A 21,222-nucleotide genomic window follows, 5' to 3' on the forward strand; every position below is an offset into this window, starting at 1 on the left:
GCCCTACTCTCTTTTTCTCCTTCTGTTTTAAACACCGCATGGGGCTTAAAAAGGCTCTGTCCGCTTCTATGCTTGGCCGGATCCTCTCTCCCACCCTAAAAAAGACAGGTTTTCTCGCGGTTTTTCATCATCCACATCTCAATCACTGCTATCAAAACAAAAAAAGTCCTACTCTCTTTTTCTCCTTCTGTTTTAAACACCGCATGGGGCTCAAAAAGGCTCTGTCCGCTTCTATGCTTGGCCGGATCCTCTCTCCCACCCTAAAAAGGACAGGTTTTCTCGCGGTTTTATACTTACATAAATAGAACAAGACAAATTCATCCCTATACAAATTTGTCTTGTTCATCTTAGCTATTTATCTGTTCTTTCAATATGAAAACCAAGCGCGGCAATTGTCTTAATTGCATTTATCGCTGTCAGTCTATCATACTCTTTCTCTTGCTCTGGCAATTCTTCATATTCGACTAAGCATGGATGCTCTTTTTTGCTGTCATCTCGCTTTGGTCCGTATGTCCAGCCTTCTTTCATCCTTTGTGCTGCCCATACGTCATGAGTATTTTTTGCTAGTAATTCTGTCAGCTCAGAAATATCCTCAGAAAGTTGGATGTGTGCAATATCAATAGGTTTTGGGATGTATGTCATAAGAAACTCCTTTTCAAAAAAATAATAAATTTTTCCAGTTCTTTAGATTATACTATGTTTTTTCTTAATGTACAGTTATAATCATGCCCTTGTTTTTACTTAAAGTAGTATGATAACAAGCGCGGGAACGAGACTACAATAGCCTGCGATACTGATAAGAAAAGCAGTCCTTAACCTTTTGAATTTCACTTTCAGTATTTCTGCTTGATGGTAATTGTTTTCAATTTGTTTCTCGAACAATTCATCATTCGGTATACTCGTCACAGTTTCTGTGTATTCTTGCTTTTCCATATTCGCGATATTATCCCAATACATAATGCCTTTTTCCTTACTTTGCTTACTTCGCGGTATAACTACTACAAGCGATAACAAAATTCCTACCAATATAGAAAACAAACCAATTTTAAGCAAAATAGCACTAACGGTATATCCTTTCACTCCAAGTTCCATTACAAACTTTGTAATTAATCCGTTAGCGGCAACTAAAGCTGCTGCCTTTGTATCTGCGAATCTAAGAGAATTGTTCAAGTGATTGTTTAAATTGATAACAAAGGTAGTTTTTGCGGATTTCTCTCTTTGATGCAGCTCTATTTTCACTTTCCCGTCATCTATCACATTTTGTAGCATTTCTTCATAACTTGCTTTTTCTTTTATTTCCTTCACTAACTAGTAACCCCCTTACTTCCCTAATATATTGGCATAATAGCGCAACGAACGCAGTATTGTTGATAGAAGTATAATTTCATCGTCCTCTCCGAGTGTACGAATTGGGTATTTGAATTGATCGCTATTGTCAATATGTGATTTTTTGTTACCGAAAGTACGAAGCATATACAGGTATTGAGCAGCCAGTTCAGGGATTATGCCTCTACTCTTCAATATTCCAATCATACTTGTCAGATTGCTCGCTTGAAGATGGAACGGAATACCCTGCTTTTCGCATATGAGCTTCACGGTTGCCTCTGCCAAAAGCCGTGCGACTTTTTTTGTTTCAGGAGGAATTCTATCTTTTTGCATAGACAGGGAATCCCTTAAAGGTGACAGTACTTCCCGCCATAGATATTCTTCTTTTTTATATGTATCAATAACTGTAAGTACCTCTTTACGCAGCTGATCCACGATGCCTGCTTTGGAATAGCTAATATATGTTCTACTCAGTACTGATTCCATTGATTCTTCCCATTTGACAGCATCTTCTGGCTTATGAATATAGTATTTTATCGTTTCTGAGCATTTGGAGCTCTTTAACCAAGATGTAGCATGCTTAATCAAGCATTGTATTGCTTCTTCATAATTCTCCTCAAGCCCTTTGCGAATCAGAACTGGAAGCGCAAGTTCTCGAAAACTTCTTCCTTCGAATTCTAGTGCAGCCAGCGCAGCAAATGTTCCTTTTACATACTTTTCATACGCTGCAATTTCAAAAGTAGTTCCTTCAGGAAGCCCAGTATGCAATGTTAAAATGACCGGATTATGTCTTCCTTCCCTATGTTCATAGTGTACTTCTCCAATCCAGCCATGATCACCAAGAAAATAAATTTCTTTCTCATGCCAATGATCAATATCAAATTTTTCTTTTACTAAGTCGTATAAATCGCCTTGCGGGCTACCCCCTTGATCGTGTATCGTAATGACGATAACATCTCCCTCATCCTGCAGTAAGTCTCCTTGCAGCAAGAGAAAAGAGCGATCCCCATGCACTGTATCCAAAAGCAACTTCTTTAAAATTTTGTTTGGTGCCTTTTTTTGTAGTTTCATTTTACATATTCCTTTTCTTCATATTGATGAATCCATTCATCAAGCACATCTAGAATCTCTGCTCCGTCTTCTTCTAAACCGACTACCTTTAAGTACTGCTCGATTTGTGCTTTCGTCGATTCTAGTTCAAACATTTTTGTCTTATTCACATATTCACCCATCGCGTCACGGAAATCTGCCGCCGCTTCAGAAAATCGACCTTGCAGTATTTTTGCTTCAGCAAGCGAAGCATCGAGCCACCAGTTTCTTTCAATCCCCGTTTTCCCCCATGTTTTTATAATGTACGCTGCTAATTTCTTACCAATCTCTTTAGATTGTTCATGTCCTAATTCCTCTGTCATTCTATACAAATAGGCAGCATTAATAGCAGGATAGTACTCTTGCGGGTTAATTTTAAAGGCCGTAAGATAAAGACCTTTCGCTCGATTCAACAAATCTATTTTCACATCCCCTGGTCTAGAAGCAAGCGCTCTCCTTTTAAATTGCGCAGCTAGCGTAGATAGAATGTCATATGCATCTTTTGAATTTTTATCATCTATACTCTGCCATAAGCTGTACAGTAAAGTAGCAGCTTCTTCATATTTACCTAAACGGCTCAAACAGTCAGCCTTTATCGTAATAATTTTCTTTTTTGATGCATACGGCCGCAGATGTACACCTCGGTCTATCGTAACTGTTCGGTTTTGCAGTTCAAAAATAATCTCAAGGCTTTGCTCATATAAACCGCTGCTTTTACAAATCTCTGCTAGCTTTTCTAAAAAAGCACCAGACTTCTTCTCTATATTAATAAACTGCTTATCTATTTCTCTTTCAATTTCACTTTTCTTCTTCATGTCTTCGATTCTTTTTATAGTTTTCTTTTCTTCATCACTGCTCTCATCAAGTTCCGGAAGGGAGTCGTTAATCTTTTGTTCAAACAGACTATCAACTATCTGCTCTTCTTCGCCGTACCCTCTTAAACGAAAGAGTTCCATTTTGCCGAAATCCTTTGCTAAATCCAAAATTCCCAAATCTGAAAAATCGTATGTCCCTTTTAATTCCAATGTATCCTCTAGAGCTTCTTTAAACTCTTTTGTTACAAATACTTCTCCAGGACGGGTAATTGGTTCAATGCGCGCTGTTGTATCAACATTTTTCCCCATCACGTTATCCTTTTTCAATATTTTATCAAAGAATTTGTACACTTCCCCATAGTGTCCAGCAATGCGAGGGATAACGGGCAACTTGTCATATGAAAGTTGACTAAAAGCATCTCTGTATGTCAACATAAAGTCAGCAGCTTCGGCTCCATTGGAAAAAACCGCCAAAACAGCATCACCCCATGTATTAGACACCTCAGCCTTTTCAATGTGCTTTTGAAAACGTTCTTCAAACTGATTTGGAATAAATTCACAAAGTAATGTGTGTTTTTGATCTTCTTTCAGCTTTGAATACCCTTTTAAATCAATGTACACTATATACACATTTGGCAGTTTCAATAACATACCCTCCCCATATTCACTCCATTAACAATTGGAGTATAGTATAATCTTACAAAATACTTATTATATAATCACTATATTTTTGGTTAAAAATTCATATAGAGGTGAATACATGAAAATTACAGCACTTGGTACCGGTTCTGCACTATCAAAACGCTTTTTCAATAATAACTACATTTTTGAATTTGAAGGCAAACGTCTCTTAATTGATGGAGGCACTTCTTTAAAATATAGTTTACAAGCTGCAAGTATGAAGCATTCAGACATTGATTACGCTATTATTACGCACTTCCACTTCGATCACGCGGGTGGCATTGAGGAATTACTAACTCACAACTATTGGAACTTTGAAAATGGACAACACGTTCCTAAACTTACGAAATTCATTATGCTAGAATCTCAGTTGCCACATTATGAGAGCTTGCTGCATTCAGGATTGAAAAATCAAGGTATGACTTATGTTGATTACATGCAGCCAATCATATTAACTCATGAAAACAGTATCCAAATAGACTCTTGCCAGTTTACATTCATCGATACATCAAACATGCATTGTGCTGGAATGCAAAGCTATGCACTCCATATTACCGATATGAATACAGGAACAAATATCATCTTCTCTTCCGACATTCAAGATTTAATAAACAGCGGATTAAAAGAACGAATCAATGAGCAAACCACTGCTATTTTTCAAGATGTTTCATTTGTTCCAAACCCTGTTCACGCTTCATTTGATGAGATTTGCGCGTACTACCCTAAAGAATATCATTCAAAAGTGCATCTTATGCATTACGGAGATGATATTGAAAAATTTATACCTATTGCCAGCAAATATGGGATGTATGTTGTAAAAGAGAGAGTGACTGTAGCATTCTCATGATATGTGAACGATATCTCATGCCGATCTTCTGACAACATGATCGAAACGACAAATCAACTGAATCACGTTATTTGGAACTCTGATATTGATCAAATTCGGACATTACTGCCTTTGGTAAATATATAAAAATAAAAAAGTATTTCTTTCTACTAGTCATGCAGAAAGAAATACTTTTTATTTTGGAGATTTGCTTAACCGGCACAGTAACAATTTTGGCGTTATCCCTCTAGTTATTAGGATATTTTTTCTTCGTATATGCATACTAAACATACGATAGAAAGCACATAGAAAGTGAGGGAGCCATGGCTAAATTTCTGCAACGATTAAAATATAGAGGCGATTCTAAGTCATCTTCACTACAAGACAATGCTCATTTTCAGGAAAAAAATATAGAGGACTCCCTCTTAGACACTGATTTTTCGAAAAACATAGCTGATATTCAAAATGTATTTCGTCAAGCACCCGATTTAGTGATTCGTCGTTTTCAAATGAAAGGGGATGGATTAGAAGCAGCTTTAATATATTTGTCTGGATTAACAGATAAACAATTGATTCAAAATCACGTTCTAAATCCTTTAATAAATAATGTTTTTGATACCAATAAGGAACTTCCAATTACATTAGGACAAATTAAAATTATTAATACGCGGAGTCAGATTGAAAATGCTATTTTTGGAGGAGATAGTGTTTTATTAATCCAAGGCCGAACGACAGCGCATCAATTCGATACGAAAGGATGGCCGCAAAGAAATGTTGAAGATGCCCATAATGAAATAGCTCTAAAAGGTGCGCATCAAGGATTTATAGAAACTGGAAGTCAAAATATCGCAATGATTCGAAGATATATTCCCCATCCCGAATTAATGATAAAAGAAATAATAATTGGTGTACGAAGCAAAACGAAGATTTCTATTTTATATTTGAAAGATGTAGCTTCTGACGATGTGCTGAAGGAATTAGAAACACGGATTCAAAGTATTACGGTCGACTCTGTTGCTAGTAATGGTGAACTGATCGAATTTATTGAAGATAACCCGTACTCACCATTTCCGCAATTTATATTAACTGAAAGACCTGACTTGGCAGTATCTCATATTCTACAGGGCAGATTTGTAACTGTAATGGATCATTCGCCTAATGTATTAATTGCCCCAACAAATTTTATCTCCTTTTTTCAAGGAGTGGATGATTACGGTACAAGGTGGTTAGTTGCTTCTTCTATTCGAATGCTTCGTTTTATCGCCTTTATGATTGCTCTATTTTTACCTGCGAGTTATGTTGCGTTTATTTCTTTTAATTTTGAAGTCATTCCTGTAGAACTTTTTTTGTCTATTGCGGAATCAAGAACGCGCGTACCATTTTCTCCAGTTATGGAAGCACTGCTTATGGAAATGACATTGGAAATGATGAGGGAAGGGGCTTTGCGGCTTCCTACTCCGATCGGTCAGACAGTTGGAATTGTAGGCGGGATTATTATTGGGCAAGCGGCTGTTCAGGCGGGAATTGTAAGCAACATTATGATTATTGTTGTTGCTGTTACCGCCATCGCTTCTTTTATTATCCCTAATTATGATATGGGGGCGGCAGTTAGACTTTTACGCTTTCCAATGATGCTATCAGCTGCCTTATTTGGAATTGTAGGACTTGTTATCGGGTGGATGACATTAGTTGGGCATCTCATCAGTCTTGAATCGCTAGGTACTCCTTACGGAACGCCATTGGCACCGTTTCGCTTTACAGATATGAAGGATACTTTTGTACGCTTTCCTTTATGGGCAATAAGAAAGCGCCCTAAGGGTACAAGAGCCATTCAATCTATTCGACAAGGAAAGAATCATAATAAAAGGTGAAACTATGAAAAAGTATGCCTATAATGATATCACGCTTATGCAGTATATTTTTTTAATCAATGGAATGCAGGTGGCCACTGGAGTTTTATCTCTCCCACGAGTACTTGCGGAAAAAGCTGGGACAGATGGATGGATGGCTATACTTATCGGCTGGGTACTCTCCACAATAGCAGGTGTTTTTATAGTAAAAACAGCTGCAAAATATCCCGAGGACACAATTTATGACATTCTTATACGATTCTTTGGAAAAATAGTAGGGAAAGCACTCGTTGTTATTTACATGATATACTTCGCTTTTTATTCTTGTATCGTTCTTATAAACGCTATGCTTTATCTTAAGGGATGGCTTCTTCCGAAAACACCTGACTATATCATTATCTTTTTGTTTTCGATTCCTACCTTTCTTATTGCACGTAACGGCCTTCGTATTATAGGGCGGTACTCTGAACTTACTTTTTATATGGTGCTTTGGATTCCGCTGTTTTTTTTGATACCGCTAAAAGATGGCGGAAGCCTGCTGCCCTTCTTTCCGCTCTTAAAAGAAGGATGGAAACCGGTATTAACGGCTGTGCCGACCACTATTTTTGCTTATTTAGGGTTTGATATTGCGTTCTTTTTATATCCCTTTTTACAAAAAAAACAGTATGCAGTCCATGGAATGGTTATTGCAAACACTTTAACGATGTTATTTTATTTATTTGCTACTATTGTTTGTTTTGCCTATTTTAGCCCTGATAGCATTACAAAATTTAACCAGCCGGTACTAAATTTACTTAAAGTAATTGAATTTCGTTTTTTAGAACGTTTTGACATGATTTTATTGGCTGTTTACTTAACCGTTGTTTCTACAGCCTGGATTCCTTGCATATACTGCGCTGTATTTTGTTCGAGCCAATTACTTAGGAAACAAGATCACAGCTCTCATGTCATTGTTCTATTATTGCTCATTATCGGCTTCGTATTTTGGACTCGTCCTAGTTGGAATCAAGCCGAAACTTGGCAACAGGTAGTATCGAATGCTGGATTTGGATTGACGTATATATCACCTATCATTTTATGGATGTATAGCTGGGTATATGGGAAGTCTCGACAGGGGGGGATACATTGAAAAGAAAAGTCCTATGTTGTATTTTGTTATCGGTGTTCATGATGACTGGATGCTTTGATCAAACAAATGTTGAAGATGTTTCCCTTACTCTTATCCTTGGTATCGATTTAGATCATAATAATAATTTATTGGTGTACATGTCAAGTCCTGTTTTTAATAAAGAAGCAAAGGTAAAAGAAGAAACTGCTGGTGTGAAATCTGTTACGGTTCGAAAATCTAGAGACCAATTTGACTCTACGGTTATGGCGCTTACCTCGGGAAGTAAAACACAGGTTATTTTAATTGGAAAACGGCTACTGAAACAAAAAAACTGGGAAAAGTACCTCGATCCATTTTACCGAGATCCCAAAAATACAGTTACCGAAAGGGTTGTTGCTGTAGATGGACCTGTTTCGGACGTCATCTTTTATACCCCAAAAGACAAGCCGCGGCTTCCAGTGTATTTAACAAAACTAGTTGATACCGCCTCTTCAAGAAATATCACAGTAAAAACAACGCTTCAAAAACTACATGAACAAATAGCAGACAAAGGGATAACAGCAAGTATTACTGAGATGAAAAAAAAGAATAGAATATGGGTGACAGGTACAGCTTTGTTGGATGAAAAAGGAAGGTATAAATTAACGCTAAAATCCGATGAGAACAGACTATTACGTATTTTGCAACAAGAAGCTAAAGGTGAGTTTCCATTTACAATTCCAATTAAACTAAAGTCAGATAGCCAAGATAAAGATTGGATAAGCTTTAGTGCCCAAAATATTAAAGTAAAGACAAAGGTAAGGTATGATAATCATTTTATATTTAATATAGATGTAAAGATGAGAATCGCTATTACAGAACGGCTTTTTTCGTTCAATACAAGAAAGTACGCAGAAAAATTACAAAAGGCGATTGAAACTAAGCTGGAAGCTGATTTCAAGCAATTAATAAAGAAAATACAAACTGCCAAAATCGATCCTATTGGGCTTGGGGTATATGCAAGAACTTACACATATCCAGAATGGAAAAAAGTCCAAAACGAATGGAATAAAGCATTGGCAAAGGGCGATGTAAACGTCAAGGTAAGTGTAGAAATTGGTGGGATGGGAACAATTAAGTAGCATGGGTTCAACTGAGATTCATACTAAAATTGCAGGTGAGGAATATTTTCCGCTTACACCGGCAACATTGGCCATATAAAAAGAGGTTACCCAATGCCAGGTAACCTCTTTTCGCTATTCTCCAATTAACTCAGACATCACATAAGCAAACACAAGCGCCTCTGTATGCGCAATCGAACTCTCATGCGTACGCTCAAATGCATGGGAAGAATCAATCCCCGCTCCAATCAGTGCGTGTTTCACGTCAAAACCAGCACGAATTGCTGCGGATGCATCTGATCCGTAAAATGGATAAATGTCTACTTTATATTCGATGTTGTTTTCTTTCGCAAGTTCTACTAAATGTTTACGTAAACCGTAATGGTAAGGACCGCTAGAGTCTTTCGCACAAATAGATACTGTATATTCATCCGACGTTTGTCCGTCTCCAAGTGCTCCCATATCAACAGCTAAATATTCTACCGTTTCTTCTGGAATGTTAGAATTACCGCCATAACCAATTTCTTCATTATTAGAGATTAAGAAATGAGTTGTATATGGCAATGTAATGTTTTCGTCTTGTAATCTTTTAATTAATTTCAATAGAATTGCCACACTTACTTTATCATCTAAATGGCGTGATTTTATGTAGCCGCTCTCTGTAACTTGGACGCGCGGATCAAATGAGACGAAGTCCCCTACTTCGATTCCTAGTTCACGAACTTCATCCGCTGAAGTTACACGCTCATCAATGCGAACTTCAATATTTTTTTCATCACGTTTTGCCTCGCCCGCATCTTTATATACATGGACAGATGTTTGATGCATTAAAATTGTCCCTGTATACGTTTTTCCACTCGCTGTCTCAATTTCGCAATATTCCCCTTCAACAGAGTTCCAGCGAAACCCTCCGATCATCGATAAGCTAAGACGACCATCAGATTTAATTCCTTTTACCATTGCACCCAATGTATCAACGTGAGCAGTTAGTAAACGGTGTTGTTCATCGTTGTTTCCTTTTACCGTCAAAATAAGTGCACCTTTATGATTACGCTTCGTTTCTACATTCCATTCTTTTACGTAGTTTTCAATAAAATGAATGATTTTTCCTGTATTTCCAGATGGACTTGGAATAGAAACAAGCTGTTTAATTAATTCCATTGTTTCTTTTGCATGATGTGCCAATGTAGTTCCCCCTACTTTATTTTTCTAATATTCAGTATACAGAAATTATCACAAAACCTCTACTAATAACGATAGAGATTTTTGTATATTTCATTTTTACAATTACATAATTATGGTAAAATATTTTATAGTACATTTGAATAACAAAGGGGATTATTGTAATGAAATTAACAAAAAAACATGTAGAAATTGCACTAATTTGGTTTTTATCATCTTTACTTTGTTTACAGATCTCTTATGCTCTGCATACCTCTACTGCGATTACGATTGGATGGGTGCTAACGGGAATACTTTTTATCATTAGCCTTTTTGTAACGAAATTAAAACTAACAAAAGTAAAATAACAAAGAGTGTGTAAAATCTCAATTTTTTCCATTAGAGTGTTGTTGTTTTCTGCCATAAATCGTAATAACAGTTCCAATTGAAAGAAATTCTTTTGTATTCTCTATGATATATCTCCCTTAGTATTTTTTGCGAATTTCATATTTTCTATAAATAAATGCTATTACTTTATAAAGGATAAACCAAATGAGAAGGAACAAAATTAATACAAAAGCTATACTTTTAATTTTCGAAGCAATATCTAAATTTGATAAAAATGAAATAGAAATGATATTGATTATACAAATTAATGTTCCAAAACCGATAAATATTTTTTTTATAGTCTCAAATGACATCATGGAGTGTGCCCCTTTTTTACATTAATTATGTTTATTTACGCCTAACTTAAATCCTAATCCAAAAGGACCTACCCCGAGGCTTCCGTGTGCTTCTCCACTTACCAATTTTTCGTAAAGTGTACTTTCATCCGAAAATTTATATCCAGACTCTACAATAGATCCTTTAGCTTCACCACCAATTTGTTCGCCTTCTAGGAGTTTAGATGGTATTGAATCAAAATTTAGGGGGATTTCTCTAGTTACTTCATATGTTAGGATATATCCATACAGTCCACTTTTTATATAATCTTTACTAGTTTTTAATAGATTAGAGCTCTCTTCAAATACATAATTTTCATCTGTATTCTTGAATTTCTCAACAATTTCTACAAGTTTTTTTTCGATATACTCTAGCTTTTCTACTATCTTAACTACTTATTTTCCTGCTCTACTGGCTTGCTGAAAAAGTCATTTAATAGCCGTTCGTACAATTTCGTGTTCTTCGGTATGTTGTACAATTCTCTATTCCCGTCAAGTTTCATTTGCAGGGCTCCTGTTTCAGTGTTTAGCCATAGACGATAGTCCCCAACCTGATACAAGTGTTTGCTGTTTTCCATGTCATTCTCTCCCTACCTAAAATAAATACTCTATCAAACTACTCCTCCGAAACATCCAACAAATAAATTCCTCTTTGGAATCCACCACGCTCTTCTTCTTGCTGCTTACGAATTCGTTCAATATCTTCAATTGTTGCACCTTCTGCACGCGCAAGTGAAATGATCACTTCAAGTGCGTCCGCCAGTGAATCTAGTGCGTGTTCTCGTTCTTTCATTGAGGCGAATTCACGGATTTCTTCTGTTCCGATTTTCGCTAATGCTTCTATGTATGCTTGACCTGTTAATTTTTTTGAAGTATATGTTTTTCCAGACATTAAAATCTTTTCTGGAACAAGATCTCTAACTAACTTGTTATAAGTTGACATGATTCTACCTCCACCAAGATATCATACTTATACTATAGCATATCTTCTTTCCATATTTAGTAGCATCCGAGCTCTGCTTTATAGAAAAATAAATTCTTTCTCACACATGCACTCATCATATCAATTCCTGTTCCATAGGCTTGTACATGAGGAAAGAAATAATGATCTGGTTCGTTATTTTCTGTTCCATACAATGTTTGATAATCAGCTGGGAGTGCTTCCTTTTCTACATTGATTTCCTTCGTAATTTCTTCCCCTATAGCAACTATAGGATGTCCCTCAAAAAATAGCGCCGTGCGAACAGCAAGCTTTGGTGTACTATGCAAGACAAAATACATAATCGTAAACAACCCAGTAATGAATATAACTTTTCTTTTCATCTGTTCCCTCTTTTACTTAAAAAAGTGCTAACACTTAAAGCTGTGTTAACACTTTTTCCTTTTTATTCGCCTTTAAACGCTGGCGGACGCTTTTCTAAAAATGCCGCAATTCCTTCTCTATGATCAGCTGTTTTTCTCATTGCGTATTGCCCGCGTTTTTCTAGTTGCAGTGTTTGTTCTAAATTTGAACGATTTACTTCGCACAAAATTTGTTTCGTTTGAATCATCGCTTTAATTGGTTTTTGAAGCCATTCATCAATCTTTTGTTTAACAGCACCTTGGAAGTTTTCTCCGATTACTTCATCAATTAATCCAATTTCTAGCGCTTCTGTTGCTGACAACTTTTTCCCTTCCCAGATGATTTGTTTTGCTATATTTTCACCAAGGCGTTTTTGTAAGAAGAAATGCCCTCCACCATCTGGTATTAAAGCGATTCCAATAAAGTTCATCGCAATGATCGATGAAATGTCCGCTAGTACATAATCAGCAGTTAAAGCAATACTTAAGCCAAGACCTGCAGTTGGGCCATGAATAGCACTAATAACAAGCTTTGGCATTGTATATAATGTAACAACAATTTCAGAAATCGTATTCATGATACCTTCAAATTTACTCTCATCATTACTAGAAAGCATAGATTTAATATCTCCACCCGCAGAAAAACCGCGTCCATTCCCGCATAGTACGACAATATGAACGGAACTCTCAGCTACTTCTTTCAGTTTCACTAATAACTCTTTCAGCGTAGATTCATCTAAGGCATTTAATACTTCTGGACGATTCATCATGATCGTTGCTACTCGCCCTTCATATTTCACAACTACCGACTCTGCTTTACTTGTTACTTCCATTATATATCCCTCTTTCTTCCCTAAAGATTATACTTATATAATTAAAGAACGGAGGTCAAAAACCCTTCTTTTTTCGTAATTTTCTGTCTAATAAACTCGCAAATTTAGAAATCTTATCCGTATCATACAAAATTCACTACATTCCAACAGATTTGCCGCATAGTCACTTCTATTTATCCTTATAATAAAGTGAAACTTGAATTAACGGGATATTCTTATCTTGATATTTTTTTACCTTATCATGTAAAAATGAAAAAATGGAGGAAAACATGGTTAACAAGTTCAATCAAACGAATAACTACTTCCCACATTTCCTACTACTATTCATCGTTTTACAACCCATTTTAGATTTATTAACGTCTTTTTCTATCTACACATTACACATGAGCGCGACAGTCGGAATTGTCGTAAGATTTTCCTTTATGATTCTCACTTTAGGATATCTATTTTTCAATTGGGAGCAGTCAAATAATAAGAAATATATCCTCTATCTCGTCTTACTTGGCATCATACTTACTGCTGGATTCGTCAACAATATGATCATCAAGCACCCAATTTCTTTTGGCGAAGAAATAAAATTTATTTTGAAAAGTACGTATCCAATCGTTTTACTGTTTGGATATATTCTTGTGTTTAGAGAATTAAAGGATAAACAATATACTTCGGATAAACTCATTACATATTTCTTATATGCATCGTTAATTGTCAGTATAGTTATGATTGTCTCTATTGCATCTGGAACAGATTTCTCAAGTTATTCGTACGACAAAATCGGCTCTAGAGGGTGGTTCTTTGCGGGAAATGAATTAAGTTCTATTTTAGCAATCACGTTCCCAATGGTTGTACTCTATTCTGTACAAAAAACAACTTCTTTTTCTAAAATATACTACTGGATTCCAACGATTTTCGCGATGTATGCCGGTATTATGGTTGGAACAAAAGTAGGCTATGGAGCAATTATCCTTACACTCGGCATTACACTTCTCTTTTCTTTTATTGAATATATGATGCATCGTAGAAAAGTAGGTAAAGGGATTACACATCTTGTTAATACATTCGTTGTTCTCTTTGTACTAGGCGGTTTATTGGCGGTCACCCCGCTTACTCCTATCGCCAAAAATATGGGCATTCATTTACAAATATATAAAGATAAAAAGTTGGCACGTGAAGAAGAAGCAAGAAAAAACGGCAAAGTAATTACAGAGGATCCTGAAGAAGCAAAAAGACGTGCAGAAGGAAAATTAACAAGTGGAGAAATGAATAGCTTAATTTATAGTGACCGGGACACATTCTTACAAGTATATAAACGATACTATAAAGAAGCCCCTACATCACAAAAGTTACTTGGCATGGGGTATGCAGGAAACTATAACAATGCAGATACCATTAAACTAATTGAAATGGACTTTCACGATTTATTCTTTGCATTTGGAATCATTGGTTTCTTGCTTTATCTGTTACCATTTGTTTATTTTGGAGTTCGATTATTCATTCGCGTCATTACGAATTTCAAATCGATTATGACTGTAAGATATATGCTACTTGCTAGCGTGATCATGCTAGCTCTAGGTATTGCCTTTACGGCTGGCCATGTATTAACTGCACCGGCCGTTAGTATTTTCTTTGTCGTCATATTAGCCTATGTCATTGTTGATTTAAAAGCAGACTAAGAAACCTGCAAGGGCAACACTTACTTTAATCCCCCACCTATCGAATCTTGAGGTGGGCGTATTACTCGCTATAAATCGTACAAAATGGTTTATATGTACATTTCCCTATATCATCATCCAACTTTTTCTTATACTTACAACTTCTACTTGTTCCTAATAACATGTGCTATAATGAGGCTATTGTCCGTAAGAGAGGTGTAATTAGCATGCTGAATTCGTTCAAAAAAATATTAGGGGATTCACCAAAGCGTAGGCTCAAGAAGTATGAATTACTTATTGGTGAAATAAATGCACTTGAACCAGAAATAGAAGCGCTATCTGATGTGGCATTACGCCAAAAAACTACGATTTTCAAAGAACTTCTTCAAAAAGGAAAAACAATTCATGATATAAAAGTGGAAGCATTTGCTGTCGTTCGCGAAGCAGCAAGGCGTGTACTCGGATTACGCCACTATGATACACAGCTAATTGGAGGACTTATATTATTAGAAAGAAATATTGTAGAAATGCCAACCGGAGAGGGAAAAACACTCACTTCTTCCCTACCAACCTATGTACGCGCTTTAGAAGGAAAAGGTGTACATGTTATTACAACAAATGATTATTTAGCAAAACGTGATAAGAATATAATCGGTCAAATTCACGAGTTTCTTGGGTTACAAGTCGGATTAAACGTTTCAGAAATGGAACCGCTTGAAAAGAAACGTGCATATGGGGCCGATATTACATATGGAACCGGAACTGAATTTGCTCTTGATTACCTTCGAGATAACATGCAAACCTCATCATCTTTACAAGTGCAACGCCCTTATCATTTTGCAATGATTGATGAAATCGATAGCGTTTTAATGGATGAAGTGAAAGCTCCATTCGTTATAGCCAAACAAAAAACTGACAGTTCTAAATTACATTACTTATGTGCGAAAGCAATTCAATCATTTCAAGACACCATTCACTATACATATGATGCAGAGACAAAGTCATCTAACTTTACAGATAAGGGAATGACGAAAATACAAAATTTATTTCATATTGATAACGTATACGATATGAAACATCAAAATTTTTATCATTATATGACACTAGCCTTGCATGCACACGTTACATTCCAACGAGATGTTGATTATATCGTGCATAATAACAAAATTATGCTGATTGACACCGTTACAAGACGTGCAATGGATGGACATTCATTAAGTAATAGTTTACATGAAGCAATTGAAGTAAAAGAAGGTTTGAAAATTACAGTTAAAAAGCAAACAGAAGCGTCTATTACACTTCAAAACTTCTTCCGTATGTATCAGATGTTATCTGGTATAACAAGTACAACTGAAAAAGAGTTGTATCCTATATATGATATAAATGTTACACCAATCCCAGCGAATCGCCCTATCATTCGTGAAGATTTAAAAGACTTCGTTTATATGACGGCTCATCATACATATCATGCCGTACGTGAAGAGGTGATCAAACGACATACTAAGGGACAGCCTATTTTAATCAACACAAGATCCACCTTACAGTCAAAAATGGTATCTCATTATTTAGATGAAGCACACTTATCTTATCAATTACTACATACAAAAAACAAAGAGCAAGAAGCGGCTCTCCTTGCAACTGCTGGACAAAAAGGAAGCATTACAATTGCAACAAATATGAATGGATGCAGTACTCCTATCGTATTAGGAGACAACGTAAAAGAACTTGGCGGTTTACATGTAATCGGGATAACACGTCACGAATCTCGCCGCATGAATAACCAATTAAAAGGTATCGCTGGCAAACAAGATAATCCTGGCAGCTCACAATTTTTCCTTTCATTAGAGGATGACATGTTCCAGCGCTTTGCCCAGGAAGAAATAGCAAAATTAAGTCCATCATTAAAAACGGATGATAATGGACTCATTCTTACTCCAAAAATACATGATCTTGTAAATCGTACACAACTCATTTGTGAGAGGAATCATTTTTCCATTCATCAATATCATGTGAAATTAGATGATGTAATCGCTGAACACCGAAATATAATCTATAAACTTCGCAATTGTTTCTTACATGAAGAAACAATTATAATCGAAACAATACTTCCAATGATAGAGCATACGATCCATTCTATCGCAAAGAAATACCTTCTGGAAGAAATAATCCCAGAGGAATGGAATTTCACTGCATTACTAGAAGAATTACACGCTATTATGCCAATAGAAGAATTACCAACATTATCAGCAAGTACGGTGAACTCGATTGAATCATTCAATAAGCGATTTGCAAATACAATTGCAAACTATTTCGATCAGGTGCGTGCGCTATATGCTCATACAAAACGAGAACAAACATTACAACAAGTAGGCTTACACGCTCTCGATCAAAACTGGGCAAATCATTTAGATGCGATGCATAATTTAAAAGAAGCAATTGGATTACAGCAATATCAACAGGAAGATTCTATACGTATATATCAAAAAGAAGGTCTAGAAATCTTCTTACGTACATATAGCAATTTTGAAAAAGAAATGTGTTTATACATTGCACAGTCCTTAACCGTTCCACAAAACGTATAAAGTAAAACTTGAATCAGTGGGGGTTCTTTATCCCCCACTAATTATTGACCTTCACCAATCGGACTTTTATGGAATCATATATCATTCTTCAAAGAAAAAAGCGTCCTTCTCTTTCAGAAGGACGCTTTTTCGCTCTTACACTTCTATCGCTCTTTCACTATAATCAACTTTTCTCTTTGTTGATCATTTGCCAAGCTAAGCAATGTCTTTTCAATATGTGGTTGTACATGTTCAAGTGTTACACTCGCACCCATTTTCTCCGTATGATCCATAAAGTTTAATAATGCCATCGCACCTGAAGTATCCATATAATGTACATCTTTTAGACGTAACGTCAAATGAGATTTTACTTCTTGTAAAGAAGAAAAAATACGATCAACAGATAAGAAGGAAAGCGGCCCTTGAATCATATACGTATCATCTTCTCCTTTTACAATAGAAGCTTTTCGTTTCTTACATTGCACCATATATAAAAGGAAGGAAAGAATAATACCAAATGCAACGGCAATCATTAAATCAAATTTCACTGTAATCACCATCGTTAACAGCATGACAACAACGTCACCTTTTGGTGCTACATGCATCTTCTTCATACTATCCCAATCGAACATTCCAATACCGGTTAAAATTAAAATACCTGATAGTACTGCAAGTGGAATATATTGGACAACCGCACCAAGCCCCATAATGAAAATAAATAAGATAACACTATGCATACAAGCTGATAGTGCTGTTTTCCCGCCGCTTCTTATATTCACAATCGACCTTACAGTTGCGCCTGCTCCTGCTAATCCGCCAAACAATCCGCTCATAATATTCCCTAGTCCTTGACCAATCAATTCTTTATTACTTTTATGCCTTGTACCTGTTACATTATCCATGACAACAGATGTTAATAACGAGTCAATTGATCCTAATAACGCAATACTAAGTGCTGGCAAAATAAGTTCTAATACTGTCGATCCACTAAAGACAGGTAAATGAAGAGACGGCATCGCTTCTGGAATTGCACCGATTTTTTCAACCATCTTGTTTAACGGTATCGTTCCCACAAAAGGTAATTGAATCGTCAGTCCTTGTAAAAATTGAGAAAATAACGGCAACGCCAGCGTCACACCAACTAACGCAATTAAACTTGCCGGAATCGCTTTAATCCACTTCCCTGCGACAAGCATAACAAGTATCGTTAACAAAACAAGTAAGAAGCTATTTTTCACATGCTTCATCTCACCTAAAATAATGATAAGTGCAATTCCGTTCATAAATCCTGAAACAACTGAATACGGAATATAACGTATATACGAACCAAGTCTACATACCCCAAATAAAATTTGGAATAGCCCAGCCATCATAAATGCAATAAAACTCGCCTCAAGTCCATGACTTGCAATAACGCCTGTCGCAATTACGGTAATGGGACCTGTAGGACCTGTTACTTGCCCTGCTGTACCACCAAACAAAGCTGCAAATAATCCTGCAAAAATCGCACCGTACAACCCAACTAACGCACCTTCCGACGTCCCTGTCGCCGCAATCCCGAATGCAATCGCAAGTGGCAATGCAACAATCGCTACGGTAAAACCCGCTAAACACTCTTTTGCTATTCTTTGAATCATAAAAAAACCACCTCTATTAAAAGTCCACGTTTTATTGTAACGCGAGAAATACGTATTCGTCAGTGGTTTTTAAAAGAAACTCTTTACAGTCTCGTGAAGTAACCGTATTCATGTATTCTATCTTTGGAAAGATAAGCGACTATGCTATAATGAACAGATTAAATCTTTTACTATATATTTGGAGGCACTATGCTAACTTTTGAAGAAAAATTATCGATTATCGAATCTTTCCCACAATTAGAAAGAAAGAACGTATCATTAAAACGTGTGAACTTCCACTTTGAAGAAAGCCGTTTAGATAAAAAGAACGTTGTGTATCATTTACACCCAAATGGTAACGGCTTTGTATATGCTAATGGCATTAAAGGTTATAAAACAGACGATAAAGGCATGATTAACATCCGTGAATTTTCAGCAGACGAACTACGCTCATTAATTCAAAAATCAATTGAACTTCTATCTCAAGAGCCGGAAGAAATCGTAGTACAAGCTGAACCTGCTAAAGAAGAAGAATGGCAAAGTGCAGAAGGACATATCCTTACTCTTATCCACGAAGATGATATGTGGAACGTGTACGCAGGTAGTAACTTAGACGGAACATTTAACTCGTATCCAGAAGCTGCAGAATACCTTGATGAAGAAGGTTTTTCACGTAAGTAATACGTCGCGTTGTCTGAAATTTTATCCACGATACGCCGACATTAAGAAAATTGAAGAAACCCGAACTCGAAAAAGCCAAGTCCTTAAAAAAGAACTTGGCTTTTTAAAATAAATCACACTTCCCTCGGGAGCACTCTTTTATAGCTTTCACCTTAGGGGTATATCGTTTACATGTTTAATGCTGTTTTTAATACCCAATATTTATCTCCATTTTGTGTAAATGAAAATTCAATCCATCCGTTTGGATCCTCGCGATGAACATACACCAATTTACCTACTGTTAATGTACCTTGGACGTTTGCCGAAACAGACTGACTTTTAATTTCTCCATCAAATGGATATGGCACCACGTAATACGTAGTAGCTTGTTTCGCTTTTGCTGTCGCTCCCTGTGGATATGTTTTATATGGAATATTACTTGAAAGTCCGTCAACATTTAAAGTATTAGGATTTTCAGGTAATTTTTTTGCATATAAATAATCTTGCTTTTTGAAGGGTTTAATACGCTCCATAATTTTTGCAATTTTGTCAGACCATTCTTGATCTGTTGAATACATCACATTCATCCCTTGCAATGTCGGCCCATAGTAATATTCTCCGTTTTCCTCTAAATATTTATCTCTTACATAATCGGCATTATAGGCAATGCTATCACCGAAAGTCGGTAAATATTTTGCATGTTTAAACGGATCCCAATCATAAGCGCGCAAACCAAATAAATTATGTTTGCGATATGCGATTTCAGATTTACCATATCCAGATTCCAAAATAGCATGCGCCGCTAAATAAAGTGCATTAACGCCATACTTAGCCTGAGCCGCAACAAAGTCATCTCCATGTCCAATTAATGGACTATCTGGTTGATACTTTTGAATGTCAGCATCAATTTCTTTACCAGTAACATTTGAAGCATACGTTAAATCAAGATTTATGTATGAAGTAGCGGTAATTTTATTTTCAGGAATCCAAGTACCGCTGTTATTGAAATAGTATGTTACCCCATTAATAGAAGCAAATCCAGTTTGCATCACACCATTTGGCTGTAAATAGTACCATGTACTCCCCTCTTGTAACCAACCCGTTTTCATCGTTCCATTTGAATTTAAGTAGTACCACTGGTTACCTTCGAGAAGCCACCCTGTTTTCATCGCTCCATTAGAGTTTAGATAGTACCAAGCCCCATTATAATCAATCCAGCCCGTTTGCATGGCTCCACTTGAATTTAAGTAATACCACTTGTTACCTTCAAGAAGCCATCCTGTTTTCATCGCTCCACTTGATTTTAAGTAATACCACTTGTTACCTTCAAGAAGCCACCCTGTTTTCATCGCTCCACTTGAATCTAAATAATACCAAGCTCCATTATTCAAAACCCAGCCTGTTTGCATGGCTCCACTTGAATTTAAGTAATACCAAGTACCATTGTATTGTAACCAACCTTTTGCTACAGTTCCATCTTGATTAAAGTAATACCATGTACCATTTTGTTGAATCCATCCAGATTGTTTAGAGGCGGTTACAGTTTTATTTGTTGTAGTTGCTGTCTTGTACGTTGGTACGGTTTCAGCTAGTCCTTTTACAGGAATAAAAAGTATACTAGATGCTAAGACAATTGATGCAGATTTTTTAAACATTTCTTAATACTTCCCCTTTTAGTAGTTTTTAGTTTCATATGAGCCAAACTACTATTGTAACAAGGTGAGAACAAAAAACAAGTAAAATATCATAAAAGTCTAACAATTACACAAAACTAATCTATATTAATATTTTTATATAATTGCTCGTGAATGAAATATGAAAATAAAAAGAACATGCAGAAAACACTGCACGTTCTTAAAAAATTTCTAATATGGTAATCAAACA

General features: G+C 36.2%; 18 protein-coding genes. 8 read left to right on the top strand and 10 right to left on the bottom strand.

From position 1 onward, the window contains the following. Positions 1 to 351: 351 nt before the first annotated feature. The 4 genes from CN373_RS10970 to CN373_RS10985 form a co-directional block, all read right to left on the bottom strand. Positions 352 to 642 (bottom strand): RyR domain-containing protein, encoded by a 291-nt coding sequence (locus tag CN373_RS10970; RefSeq protein WP_000221110.1) that lies wholly within the window; start codon positions 640 to 642, stop codon positions 352 to 354. Positions 643 to 741: 99 nt separating this feature from the next. After that, positions 742 to 1,305, bottom strand: a complete 564-nt coding sequence (locus CN373_RS10975; protein ID WP_000658750.1) for a Pycsar system effector family protein — start codon at positions 1,303 to 1,305, stop codon at positions 742 to 744. Positions 1,306 to 1,320: 15 nt separating this feature from the next. After that, complete coding sequence (locus CN373_RS10980) at positions 1,321 to 2,397, bottom strand: hypothetical protein (protein WP_098359323.1); 1,077 nt, start codon at positions 2,395 to 2,397, stop codon at positions 1,321 to 1,323. Next, positions 2,394 to 3,875, bottom strand: coding sequence for an adenylate/guanylate cyclase domain-containing protein (locus CN373_RS10985; RefSeq protein ID WP_165771895.1), 1,482 nt, complete (start codon positions 3,873 to 3,875; stop codon positions 2,394 to 2,396). The genes CN373_RS10980 and CN373_RS10985 overlap by 4 nt, the downstream gene beginning before the upstream one ends. 115 nt (positions 3,876 to 3,990) lie before the next feature. Here CN373_RS10985 and CN373_RS10990 point away from each other — a divergent pair, with 115 nt between their 5' ends. From CN373_RS10990 to CN373_RS11005, 4 genes are all read left to right on the top strand, one after another. Further along, entirely contained in the window at positions 3,991 to 4,758 is a 768-nt protein-coding gene (locus CN373_RS10990) for an MBL fold metallo-hydrolase (protein WP_098359325.1), read from the top strand. Between the two features lie 302 nt (positions 4,759 to 5,060). Beyond that, on the top strand, positions 5,061 to 6,608 hold the full coding sequence (locus tag CN373_RS10995) for a spore germination protein (RefSeq protein WP_098359326.1): 1,548 nt from the start codon (positions 5,061 to 5,063) through the stop codon (positions 6,606 to 6,608). Between the two features lie 4 nt (positions 6,609 to 6,612). Continuing rightward, positions 6,613 to 7,716, top strand: coding sequence for a GerAB/ArcD/ProY family transporter (locus tag CN373_RS11000; RefSeq protein WP_098359327.1), 1,104 nt, complete (start codon positions 6,613 to 6,615; stop codon positions 7,714 to 7,716). Further along, positions 7,713 to 8,816 carry a Ger(x)C family spore germination protein gene (locus CN373_RS11005; RefSeq protein WP_098359328.1) on the top strand — a complete coding sequence of 368 codons (1,104 nt, stop codon included), beginning with the start codon at positions 7,713 to 7,715 and terminating at the stop codon, positions 8,814 to 8,816. The genes CN373_RS11000 and CN373_RS11005 overlap by 4 nt, the downstream gene beginning before the upstream one ends. Before the next feature lie 114 nt (positions 8,817 to 8,930). Here CN373_RS11005 and CN373_RS11010 read toward each other — a convergent pair whose 3' ends face one another. Next, positions 8,931 to 9,980 (bottom strand): M42 family metallopeptidase, encoded by a 1,050-nt coding sequence (locus tag CN373_RS11010; protein ID WP_098359329.1) that lies wholly within the window; start codon positions 9,978 to 9,980, stop codon positions 8,931 to 8,933. 161 nt (positions 9,981 to 10,141) lie between these two features. Here CN373_RS11010 and CN373_RS11015 point away from each other — a divergent pair, with 161 nt between their 5' ends. Then, complete coding sequence (locus tag CN373_RS11015) at positions 10,142 to 10,324, top strand: hypothetical protein (RefSeq protein ID WP_098359330.1); 183 nt, start codon at positions 10,142 to 10,144, stop codon at positions 10,322 to 10,324. A 970-nt stretch (positions 10,325 to 11,294) separates the two neighbouring features. On the opposite strand, the gene CN373_RS11035 is transcribed toward CN373_RS11015, so the two are convergent. From CN373_RS11035 to CN373_RS11045, 3 genes are all read right to left on the bottom strand, one after another. Next, a complete protein-coding gene (locus CN373_RS11035) occupies positions 11,295 to 11,621 on the bottom strand; it encodes a nucleoside triphosphate pyrophosphohydrolase (protein WP_098359333.1) in 327 nt (108 codons plus the stop codon). 56 nt (positions 11,622 to 11,677) lie between these two features. Then, complete coding sequence (locus tag CN373_RS11040) at positions 11,678 to 12,001, bottom strand: hypothetical protein (RefSeq protein WP_098359334.1); 324 nt, start codon at positions 11,999 to 12,001, stop codon at positions 11,678 to 11,680. A gap of 62 nt (positions 12,002 to 12,063) precedes the next feature. Then, the gene (locus tag CN373_RS11045) at positions 12,064 to 12,852 is read right to left on the bottom strand and encodes an enoyl-CoA hydratase (RefSeq protein WP_098359335.1); all 789 of its coding nucleotides are present in this window, start codon (positions 12,850 to 12,852) and stop codon (positions 12,064 to 12,066) included. 269 nt (positions 12,853 to 13,121) lie between these two features. Here CN373_RS11045 and CN373_RS11050 point away from each other — a divergent pair, with 269 nt between their 5' ends. Together CN373_RS11050 and secA are read left to right on the top strand one after the other, a co-directional pair. Then, positions 13,122 to 14,522, top strand: coding sequence for an O-antigen ligase family protein (locus CN373_RS11050; RefSeq protein WP_098359336.1), 1,401 nt, complete (start codon positions 13,122 to 13,124; stop codon positions 14,520 to 14,522). Positions 14,523 to 14,728: 206 nt separating this feature from the next. After that, entirely contained in the window at positions 14,729 to 17,083 is a 2,355-nt protein-coding gene (secA, locus tag CN373_RS11055; protein ID WP_098359337.1) for a preprotein translocase subunit SecA, read from the top strand. A 143-nt stretch (positions 17,084 to 17,226) separates the two neighbouring features. Here the strand turns inward: secA and CN373_RS11060 are convergent, their stop codons facing one another. Further along, positions 17,227 to 18,699 carry a SulP family inorganic anion transporter gene (locus CN373_RS11060; protein ID WP_098359338.1) on the bottom strand — a complete coding sequence of 491 codons (1,473 nt, stop codon included), beginning with the start codon at positions 18,697 to 18,699 and terminating at the stop codon, positions 17,227 to 17,229. 189 nt (positions 18,700 to 18,888) lie between these two features. Here CN373_RS11060 and CN373_RS11065 point away from each other — a divergent pair, with 189 nt between their 5' ends. Then, positions 18,889 to 19,359, top strand: a complete 471-nt coding sequence (locus CN373_RS11065) for a hypothetical protein (RefSeq protein WP_000955018.1) — start codon at positions 18,889 to 18,891, stop codon at positions 19,357 to 19,359. A gap of 167 nt (positions 19,360 to 19,526) precedes the next feature. Here the strand turns inward: CN373_RS11065 and CN373_RS11070 are convergent, their stop codons facing one another. After that, a complete protein-coding gene (locus CN373_RS11070) occupies positions 19,527 to 20,993 on the bottom strand; it encodes a glucosaminidase domain-containing protein (RefSeq protein ID WP_098359339.1) in 1,467 nt (488 codons plus the stop codon). Positions 20,994 to 21,222: the final 229 nt, after the last annotated feature.

Origin of the sequence: Bacillus cereus, from assembly GCF_002561295.1 — a bacterium.
Classification (GTDB): domain Bacteria; phylum Bacillota; class Bacilli; order Bacillales; family Bacillaceae_G; genus Bacillus_A; species Bacillus_A cereus_S.